The 9,500-nt window shown below is 70.1% G+C and carries 9 protein-coding genes and 1 pseudogene; 9 read left to right on the top strand and 1 reads right to left on the bottom strand.

Annotated features, from left to right (window positions below):
* The 3 genes and pseudogenes from PKE44_RS10475 to PKE44_RS10465 all read left to right on the top strand — a co-directional run.
* Nucleotides 1-547 (top strand): annotated as a pseudogene (locus PKE44_RS10475) (lysine decarboxylase); the annotation flags it as partial.
* A 110-nt stretch (nt 548-657) separates the two neighbouring features.
* Nucleotides 658-2,250, top strand: coding sequence for an ABC-F family ATPase (locus PKE44_RS10470; protein ID WP_324550837.1), 1,593 nt, complete (start codon nt 658-660; stop codon nt 2,248-2,250).
* Between the two features lie 213 nt (nt 2,251-2,463).
* Nucleotides 2,464-4,419, top strand: coding sequence for a methyl-accepting chemotaxis protein (locus PKE44_RS10465; RefSeq protein ID WP_324550835.1), 1,956 nt, complete (start codon nt 2,464-2,466; stop codon nt 4,417-4,419).
* Here the strand turns inward: PKE44_RS10465 and PKE44_RS10460 are convergent.
* Nucleotides 4,416-5,636, bottom strand: a complete 1,221-nt coding sequence (locus PKE44_RS10460) for an MFS transporter (RefSeq protein WP_324550833.1) — start codon at nt 5,634-5,636, stop codon at nt 4,416-4,418. The genes PKE44_RS10465 and PKE44_RS10460 overlap by 4 nt on opposite strands.
* A 498-nt stretch (nt 5,637-6,134) precedes the next feature.
* On the opposite strand from PKE44_RS10460, the gene gcvH reads away from it, so the two are divergent.
* From gcvH to PKE44_RS10430, 6 genes are all read left to right on the top strand, one after another.
* Nucleotides 6,135-6,515, top strand: a complete 381-nt coding sequence (gcvH, locus tag PKE44_RS10455) for a glycine cleavage system protein GcvH (RefSeq protein ID WP_324550831.1) — start codon at nt 6,135-6,137, stop codon at nt 6,513-6,515.
* An 88-nt stretch (nt 6,516-6,603) separates the two neighbouring features.
* Complete coding sequence (gene tpx / locus PKE44_RS10450; protein ID WP_324550829.1) at nt 6,604-7,104, top strand: thiol peroxidase; 501 nt, start codon at nt 6,604-6,606, stop codon at nt 7,102-7,104.
* A gap of 18 nt (nt 7,105-7,122) precedes the next feature.
* Complete coding sequence (locus PKE44_RS10445) at nt 7,123-7,485, top strand: diacylglycerol kinase (RefSeq protein WP_324550825.1); 363 nt, start codon at nt 7,123-7,125, stop codon at nt 7,483-7,485.
* Nucleotides 7,486-7,539: 54 nt separating this feature from the next.
* The gene (locus PKE44_RS10440) at nt 7,540-7,851 is read left to right on the top strand and encodes a carboxymuconolactone decarboxylase family protein (protein ID WP_324550822.1); all 312 of its coding nucleotides are present in this window, start codon (nt 7,540-7,542) and stop codon (nt 7,849-7,851) included.
* A complete protein-coding gene (locus PKE44_RS10435) occupies nt 7,848-8,666 on the top strand; it encodes a hypothetical protein (RefSeq protein ID WP_324550820.1) in 819 nt (272 codons plus the stop codon). Before PKE44_RS10440 ends, PKE44_RS10435 begins: the two co-directional genes overlap by 4 nt.
* 28 nt (nt 8,667-8,694) lie before the next feature.
* On the top strand, nt 8,695-9,500 hold an 806-nt coding region (locus tag PKE44_RS10430; protein WP_324550818.1), incomplete at its 3' end, for a DUF4010 domain-containing protein.

The following is a 9,500-nucleotide window of genomic DNA, read 5'->3' as shown; positions in this document are numbered from 1 at the left end:
CTCGTTCTTCATCATGTTCACGATCGGCATCACCAAGGGCCGCTGGAACACGCTGGTCACGGAGCTGCAGCAGTTCAAGGACGACTACGACCGCAACCAGCCGCTCTGGCGCGTGCTGCCGGAGTTCGTCGCGCGCTTCCCGCAGTACGAGCGCATCGGCCTGCGGGATCTCTGCCGGCAGATTCACGGCGTCTACCGCGACAACGACATCGCGCGCCTGACCACCGAGATGTACGTCTCGAACATCGAGCCGGCGATGAAGCCGACCGATGCCTTCGCCGCGCAGGTGCACGAGGAGATCGACCGCGTGCCGATCGACGAGCTCGAAGGCCGCATCACCAGCATCCTGCTGACGCCGTACCCGCCCGGCATCCCGCTGCTGATTCCGGGCGAACGCTTCAACCGCACGATCATGCGCTACCTGCAGTTCGCGCGGGATTTCAATGCCCGCTTCCCGGGCTTCGAGACCGACATCCACGGCCTCGTGACCGAGGATGTCGACGGCGTGCTGCATTACTACGTGGACTGCGTGCAGCAGTCGGGCTGAAGCACCGTTCCCGCCTGCCATCGCCGGCCCGCGCGTGCGGGCCGGCGATTTTTCATTTATGGCTTTCCCCTGATCCATGCGCGCCCGCCGCGCCGCGAGTGACCGACACGATGCTTTCCACCGCCAACCTCACGATGCAGTTCGGGCCGAAGCCCCTGTTCGAGAACGTCACCGTCAAGTTCGGAGCCGGCAACCGCTACGGCCTGATCGGCGCCAACGGCTGCGGCAAGTCGACGCTGATGAAGATCCTCGGCGGCGATCTGGAGTCGACCAACGGCATCGTCATGCGCGAGCCGAACACGCGCCTCGGCAAGCTGCGCCAGGACCAGTTCGCCTACGAGAACCTGAGCGTCATCGACACCGTGATCCTCGGCCACGAGGAGCTGGCGGCGGTGAAGACCGAGCGCGACGCGATCTACGCGCTGCCCGAGATGAGCGAGGACGACGGCATGCGCGTCGCCGACCTCGAAGTGCGCTTCGCCGAACTCGACGGCTACACCGCCGAGGCGCGCGCCGGCGAGCTGCTGCTCGGCCTCGGCATCGAGGAGGCCCTGCACTGGGGGCCGATGAGCGCGGTCGCGCCGGGCTGGAAGCTGCGCGTGCTGCTCGCGCAGGCGCTGTTCTCGGACCCCGACGTGCTGCTGCTCGACGAGCCGACCAACCACCTCGACATCAACACCATCCGCTGGCTGGAAGACGTGATCAACGCGCGCAACAGCACGATGATCATCATTTCCCACGACCGCCACTTCCTGAACAGCGTCTGCACGCACATGGCCGATCTCGACTACGGCGAGCTGCGCGTCTACCCCGGCAACTACGACGACTACATGACCGCCTCGACGCAGGCGCGCGAGCGGCTGCTGTCCGACAACGCCAAGAAGAAGGCGCAGATCGCCGAGCTGCAGACCTTCGTCAGCCGCTTCTCGGCCAACGCCTCGAAGGCGCGGCAGGCGACCTCGCGCGCGCGCCAGATCGAGAAGATCAAGCTTGAGGAGGTCAAGCCGTCGAGCCGCGTCAGCCCCTACATCCGCTTCGAGCAGTACAAGAAGCTGCACCGCCAGGCGGTGACGCTCGAATCCGTCAGCAAGGGCTACGACGGCAATCCGCCGCTGTTCAAAAAGCTGTCGCTGCGCATCGACGCCGGCGAGCGCGTCGCGATCATCGGCCCGAACGGCGCCGGCAAGACCACGCTGCTGCGCTGCCTGATGCAGGAACTCGAACCCGACGCCGGGTCGGTCAAGTGGGCCGAGGGCGCCGACATCGGCTATTACGCGCAGGACCACGCCTCGGACTTCGCCGACGAGGCGACGCTGTTCGAATGGATGGCGTGCTGGACCAAGGGCGATGACCAGCTCGTGCGCGCCGCGCTCGGGCGCATGCTGTTCGGCAACGACGAGATCGGCAAATCGGTCAGGGTGCTCTCGGGCGGCGAGCAGGGCCGCATGCTGTTCGGCAAGCTGACGCTGACGCGGCCGAACGTCATGGTGCTCGACGAGCCGACCAACCACCTCGACATGGAATCGATCGAGGCGCTGAACCTCGCGCTCGAGAACTACCCCGGCACGCTGATCTTCGTCAGCCACGACCGCGAGTTCGTGTCCTCGCTGGCGACGCGCATCCTGGAGTTCACGCCGCGCGGCCTCGTCGACTTCACCGGCAGCTACGAGGACTACCTGCGCAGTCAGGGCATCGGCGGCTGAGCCGGCGCGATGGTTTTGTGAAGCCGCATGAAAGCGGGGCTAAAGCCGCGGCGCCGGTGACGGATATTGACGGATAGCACGGGGATGCGTGCCGGGCCTGCAGCAGGCGGGAGGGCGGCATCCGCGTCTTCCGTCTGCAAGCCCGCCGAGGCCGCCATGCCTGCCGAAGTCCGTTTCCCGTCCGAAAGCCTTCCGCTGCCCGAGCCGCCCGCGATGTCCGGGGCATCCGGGTCCGTGCCGGTGCGCGTGCTCGCCGGCGATGGCCGGGGCAGCAGCTTCAGTGCCGCCGATTTCCGCTTCGACGGCCAGCCGGCGGCGCTGGCGATCGCCTTCGTGTCGGCGCACCTCGACTTCGCCGGCGTCTGCTCGCGGCTCGCCTCGGCCGCCGGCGCGGTGCCGCTGCTCGCGGTCAGCACCGCCGGCGAGCTGTGCTCGGCCGGTGGCGGTGGCGGTCTGTACCGGCCGGCGGCTGCGCACGGCGCCGGCGTCATCGTGCAGGTGTTCGCACCGGCGCTGTTCGCGCAGGTCAGCGTGCAGGCGGTGGCGCTGCCGAACGATGACATCCGCCGCGGCGCACCGACGCTCGATCGCGAGGCGCGCGTGCAGCGCATCGCCGGCGAACTCGCGCGCGTGCAGGTGCCGTTCGCGATCGATGCGCGCGACACGCTGGCGCTCGCCTTCGTCGACGGCCTCTCGGCCTGCGAGAACTACCTGATGGAGGCCGTCTACCGCAGCGGGCGCTTCCCGTGCCTGTTCGTCGGCGGCTCGGCCGGCGGCAAGCTCGATTTCCAGCACACCTGGCTGTACGACGGCCGGCGCGTGCTCGAAAACCACGCGCTGCTCGCCTTCGTGAAGATGGCGCCGGGCATGCGCTACGCGGCGCTGAAGAGCCAGAACTTCCGCGACACCGGTCGCAGCTGGGTGGTCATCGACGCCGATCCGGACCTGCGCCGGGTAGCCGCGGTATTCGATCCGCAGCGCGGCACGGTCGTGCCGTTCGCGCAGGCGCTGGCGCAGTCCTTCGGCGTGCCGGTGGAGCGGCTCGGCGACAGGCTCAACGGCCACACCTTCGGCATCGAGCTCGACGGCGAGCTGTTCGTGCGCTCGGTTGCGGCGATCGACACCGGCACCGGGGCGCTGTCGTTCTTCTGCGACGTGAATCCCGGCGACGAACTGAAGCTGCTGGCGGCGACCGATTTCGTCGCGCAGACGAAGCGCGACGTGCAGGACTTCCTGCGCGGCAAGCCGAAGCCGCTGGCCGTGCTGATGAACGACTGCGTGCTGCGCCGGCTCAACAACGAGCCGCGCCTCGCCGATCTCGCCGGTCTGTGGCCGGTGCCGGCGGCCGGGTTCTCGACCTTCGGCGAGCTGTTCGGCATCAACGTCAACCAGACGCTGAGCGCGGTGGCCTTCTTCGCACCGGGGCCGTCACCGTTCACGGACGATCTCGTCGATCGCTTCCCGGTGCATTACGCGCGTTTCCGCGAGTACTTCACGGCCTGCCGGCTGCGCCGCGCCGAGTCCCTGAACGGCCTGCGCGCGCGCGTGCTCGCCCATCTGCTCGGCCAGTTCGAGGCCAACACCGCGCTCGCCGGCGAGGTCGCCGAGGCGCTGGCGCAGACCGCCGGCATCCGCTCGACCGTCGAAGCCATCCGCGGCGCGCTGCTGACCGAGCTGGCGACCGCCGGCGACAACGCCGACGTGCAGGCGCTGGCCGAGGGCTTCGCGAGCTTCGAGCGGCACACGCAGGGTTTCCGCGACGTGCTGAAGACCATCGACCGCGTTGCCAGCCAGACCAACCTGCTGGCGCTCAACGCGACGATCGAGGCCGTGCGCGCCGGCGAGGCCGGGCGCGGCTTCGCGGTGGTCGCGACCGAGGTCAAGAAGCTCGCCAACGACACGCGCGCCTCGCTCGGGCGCACCGAGGAAGTCATCCGCAGCATGACGGCCGCGCTCGGCGAACTCGGCACCCACATCGACTCGGCGCGCAACCGCTTCGGCGCGCTGCATGCGCACCAGCAGGGCACGGTCGGCCAGGTCGAGACCATCGTCGCCAACGCCGGCCTGATCGAGCGCGCGCTGGCCGGGCTCGGCGAGCGCGCCGGGGCGCAGCGCGCGGCGATGGCGGAACTCGCCGGCGACCTCGACCTGCTGCGCCGGCTCGATTAGGCCGGTGCCGCCGCCGGCAGCGGGCGGTTCTCGCGGATCGGCAGGTTCGCGAGTGCGGCGAGCAGCGCGAGCACGATGTCGGCGTACCACATCCACTGGTAGTCGCCGAAACCGACGCGGCTGAGGCCGCCGAGCCAGGCGCCGAAGAAGCCGCCGATCTGGTGCGACAGCAGCGTCATGCCGAACAGCGTCGCCAGATAGCGCACGCCGAACAGCTTGCCGACCAGACCGGCGGTCGGCGGCACGGTCGCGAGCCAGGTGAAGCCGAGCGCGGCGGCGAACACGTAGAAGGTCAGCGGCGTCTTCGGCGCCAGCAGGTACAGCGCGACGATCACGGCGCGCGAGGCGTACATCAGCGCCAGCAGGTGCTTCATGCGGTAGCGCTGCGACAGCGAGCCGGCGGCGAGGCTGCCGGCGATGTTGGCGAGCCCGATGATCGCCAGCGCCGCCGCCGACACGCTCGCCGGCAGCCCGCACAGCCCGACCTCGCCGGGCAGGTGCGTGACCAGGAAGGCGATGTGGAAGCCGCAGGTGAAGAATCCGGCATGCAGGCACCAGTAGCTGCGATCGGCGAAGGCGATGCGCAGCTGCCGGCCGAGGCCGATGCCCTCGGTCGAGGCGTGCGCGGCCGCCTGCTCGGGCGTGCGCCGCAGCGGCCACGCGAGCGGGATCGTCGCCAGCGTCAGCACCGCCATCGTCAGCATCGCCTGCATCCAGCCGAAACCGGCGATCAGCACCTGCAGGAAGGGCGCGAACACGAACTGTCCGAACGAGCCGCCGGCATTGATGAAGCCGGACGCGAACGCCCTTCGTGCCGGCGGCAGCAGGCCGGCGGCCGCACCGATCAGGATCGAGAAGCTGCCGGCCCCGGCTCCGGCCGCGGCCAGCACGCCGAGCGTCAGGATCAGGCCCGGCTCGCTCTGCATGAACGGCGTCAGCGCCATGCCGAGCGCGAGCAGCACGCCGCCGGCCACCAGCGCCCGGCCCGGCCCGTAGTGATCGGCCAGCGCCCCGAACACCGGCTGCGAGGCGCCCCAGACGAACTGGCCGATCGCCAGCGCGAAGCTGATCGACGCGACCCCGAGCCCGGTCGAGGCATCGAGCGGCGCGACGAACAGGCCGAGCGTCTGGCGCGCGCCCATCGTGATCGCGAGGATCGCGGCGGCGGCGAGCGCGATGCTCCAGTAGCCGGGGGCGGAGCGGGTGGAAGCGGTCACGGGCGGGTCCTCGCGGGCAGACGGCGGGCAGCGGTGCGCGCCACGGGCTGCACCGGACAGATCAGACGGATTCGGGTGCCGCACTATGGAAATCCGCCGGCAGCCTGACCAGCCGGGCGCAGCGATGGCTGCCATGCACGCACGAAGCGCTGCCGGCGTGATCCGGCGTTGATCCATGCTTGCCGGATCAATCGAGAATCATTATCATTTGTCCTGAGTTCGCGACACGGTGGCAGGCACCGCGCGGCGCGCTCATCTCTCTCTACCTCATTGAGGGCGTGCGTCGGCGGACGCACGCCCTTCTTTTTTGTCATCCGCCAGGCCTCCGCCCCGTCATTCATTCGTCATCCGCGCGCCCGTTTTTCAGTCCGGCGCACGCTGGCAGCCCCTGCTGCGTCTGCATATAGTCTCGGCCTGCCGGCTTTGGCCGAACCCCGCCCGCCTTCCGACCCTTCCCGTCATCCCCGCCGCGCCCCCGCGCACAGGAGAGTGTCCGCCATGAACCCCAGCGAACTGCTGTACACGAAGGAACATGAATGGCTGCGCGCCGAAGACGACGGCAGCTATACGCTCGGCGTTACCGAATATGCACAGAAGCAGCTCGGCGACATCGTGTTCTGTGAACAGCCGGTGATCGGAGCGAAGTTCGAGGCCGAGGAACCGGTCGGCACGCTCGAATCCGTGAAGGCCGTCGCCGAGGTGTACGTGCCCGTCGGCTGCGAGATCACCGCCATCAACGAGGCCCTGAACGACAGCCCCGAGCTGGTCAACGAGGACCCGTACGGCGAGGGCTGGCTGTTCCGTCTCAAGGCGACGGCGGCCCCCGAGGGGCTGCTGAGCGCCGATGCCTACGAGCAGTACCTCCAGAGCGCCGAATAAGCCGCTGCCCGTACCGGCCGCAGAGCCGGAGTCGCCGCCCGCCCGCCGGGCGGCACATCACCTCACCCACCATCAGGAGACGCCGCTCATGGCCACGATCACGCTGCGGGGCAACCCGATCCACACCAACGGCGAGCTGCCGGCCGCCGGCACGCGCGCACCGGACTTCCACCTGGTCGCTCCCGGCCTCGCCGACGTGCATCTCGAAAACTACGCCGGCAAGAAGAAGCTGCTGAACATCGTGCCGAGCCTCGACACGCCGACCTGCCAGCTGTCGACCAAGAAGTTCAACGACCACGCCAAGGCGCATCCGGACACCGTGATCCTGATCGTCTCGGCCGACCTGCCGTTCGCGCAGGGGCGCTTCTGCACCGGCGAGGCGCTCGACAACGTCATCCCGCTGTCGATGATGCGTTCGCGCAACTTCGCCAAGGACTACGGCGTGCTGATCGAGGACGGCCCGCTGGCCGGCATCACCGCACGCGCCGTGGTCGTGCTCGATGAGAACGATACGGTCCTGTACGCGCAGCTCGTGCCCGAGATCGCCGACGAGCCCGACTACGCCGCCGCGCTCGCGGCGCTCGCCTGACGCGCGCGGTCACGCCGATTGGCCAATCAGCCCCATCGCGGCCTGCGCCGCATCGTCAATGCCACCGGGTATTCGTGGGCGGGGCTGAAGGCCGCCTGGCACAACGAGGAGGCCTTCCGGCAGGAAAGCCTGCTCGCGCTGTGCCTCACGCCGCTCGCGCTGTGGCTCGGCGATACCTCGCTCGAACGCGCGCTGCTGATCGGCAGCCTGCTGCTGATCGTCATCGTCGAGCTGCTGAATTCCGGCATCGAGGCGGTCGTCGACCGCATCGGCACCGAGCGTCATGAGCTCTCCGGCCGCGCCAAGGACATCGGCTCGGCGGCGGTGTTCGTGTCGCTGCTCAACGCCGCCGTGGTCTGGGGCCTGATCCTGTTCGGCTGACGCCCCGGCGCGGCCTACGCTTGCGGCCTGTCCCCGGGCCGGAGTCGCGCCACCATGTATGACCCCCGCAATCTCAAAAGCCTGAAGCTGCTCGCGCAGTACGCACCGGAAGCGATGGCCGCATACCGTGGCCTGCAGCACGCCGCCGCCGCCGAAGGCGCGCTCGACGGCAAGGCCAAGGCGCTGATCGCGCTCGCCTGTGCGCACGTCGCGCGCTGCCCGTACAGCATCGACACGCGGCTGGCCGAGGCGCGCGCCGCCGGCGCGCACGAGGCCGAGATCGCCGAAGCCGTGCTGGTCGCCGCCGCGGTGCAGGCCGGTGCCACCGTCATGCACGGATCGCACTGCTACGGCACGCCGGAATGAACGCGCGGCTGCGCGCCGCGGCCGCGCTGCTGCTGGCCGCGCTGCTGCTGGCCATGTCGCCGGCGCGGGCCGAGGTGCCGGTGCTGGTCACGGTCGATCTCAGGCACCGCAACGCCGAGGAGCTGATTCCGCTGCTGCGCCCGGTCGCCGGCGAGCTGACGCTGAGCGGTCAGGGCGCCGTGCTGATCGTGCGCGGCCCGCAGGCGCGCATCGACGAACTGCTCGGCGTGCTCGACGCCCTCGACGTGCCGCCGCGCACGCTGCTCGTCAGCCTGCGTCAGGGCTCGATCGACGAGGTCGATGCCTCCGGCGTCGGGCTGGAAGGCGGCATTGGCACCGGCGCCAGCGGTACGACGGCGAGCGGGCGGGTGACCGTCGAGCACTACGGCACGCGCGGGCGCGACGATACCGTGCAGACCGTGCGCGTGCTCGATGGCCGCGAGGCCTTCGTCACGCTCGGGCGCTCGGTGCCGGTGCCCGAGCGCTACGGCGTCGCCACCGGCCCGCGCGGCGGCGTGGCGGCCGGCGTCGACATGGGCTACCGCGATGCCTCGACCGGCTTTCTGGTGCGCCCGCGCGTCAGCGGCGAGACGGTGACGGTCGAGGTCGCGCCGCGTTCGGTGCGTCCCGGGCCCGATGGCAGTTTCGATACCGCGAGCCTCAGCACGACGCTGAGCGGCCGGCTCGGCCAGTGGCTGCTGATCGGCGGCTCGGCCGAGGCGCGCCGCGCCGCGCGCGATGCCGTCGTGCATTCGACCCGCTCGCGCAGTGGCAGCGAGCGCGTCTGGCTGCTGAAGGTCGAGCCGGCGCCGTGATCGCAGCGCATGACGCCGGCCCGGGCCGATGAGCATCGAGTCCGGCGACACCTTCCTGCGCATCGGCCTGTCGGTCGCGCTCGGCCTGCTGATCGGCCTGCAGCGCGAGGCGACCGGCCCGGAGTTCGCGGGCCTGCGCAGCTTCGCGCTGACGGCGCTGCTCGGCACGCTGTGCGGACTGCTCGCCGAGCGCTTCGGCGGCTGGGTGCTGGTGGCGGGGCTGGCGGCGATCACGACGCTGCTGGTGCTCGGCAACGTCATGCAGTGGCGCGGGCGCGTCGATGACCTCGAACCGTCGGTGACCACCGAACTGGCGCTGCTGCTGATGTTCGGGCTCGGGGCTTATCTTGCCTTCGGCGCCTGGGAGGTCGCGGTCGTCGTTGCCGGTCTGAGCGTCGTGCTGCTGCACTTCAAGGTCGAACTGCACGCGCTGGCGCGCCGGCTCGGCGGCGAGGACCTGCGCGCGATCATGCAGTTCGTGCTGATCACCTTCATCGTGCTGCCGGTGCTGCCGAACCGCAGCTTCGGCCCGCTCGAAGTGTTCAACCCGTTCGAGATCTGGCTGATGGTGACGCTGATCGTCGGCATCAGCCTCGGCGGCTACCTGCTCTACAAAGCCTTCGGCGGCGGTGCCGGCGTGCTGCTCGGCGGCCTGCTCGGCGGCGCGGTATCGAGCACGGCGACCACGCTCGCCTACGCCCGGCGCGTGCGCGACGGGCTCGCCGCACCGCTCGCCGCGGTCGCGATCGCGCTGGCCTCGGCTGTGATGCTGGTGCGCGTCGTGCTGATCGTCGCGCTGCTCGCCCCGGCGCTGGCGCTGGCGCTGCTGCCAGC

This window comes from Plasticicumulans sp. (assembly GCF_035331805.1).
Classification (GTDB): domain Bacteria; phylum Pseudomonadota; class Gammaproteobacteria; order Competibacterales; family Competibacteraceae; genus Plasticicumulans.
Note: the sequence above shows the minus strand (reverse complement) of the source record. Positions and strands in the feature narration are given on the sequence as shown.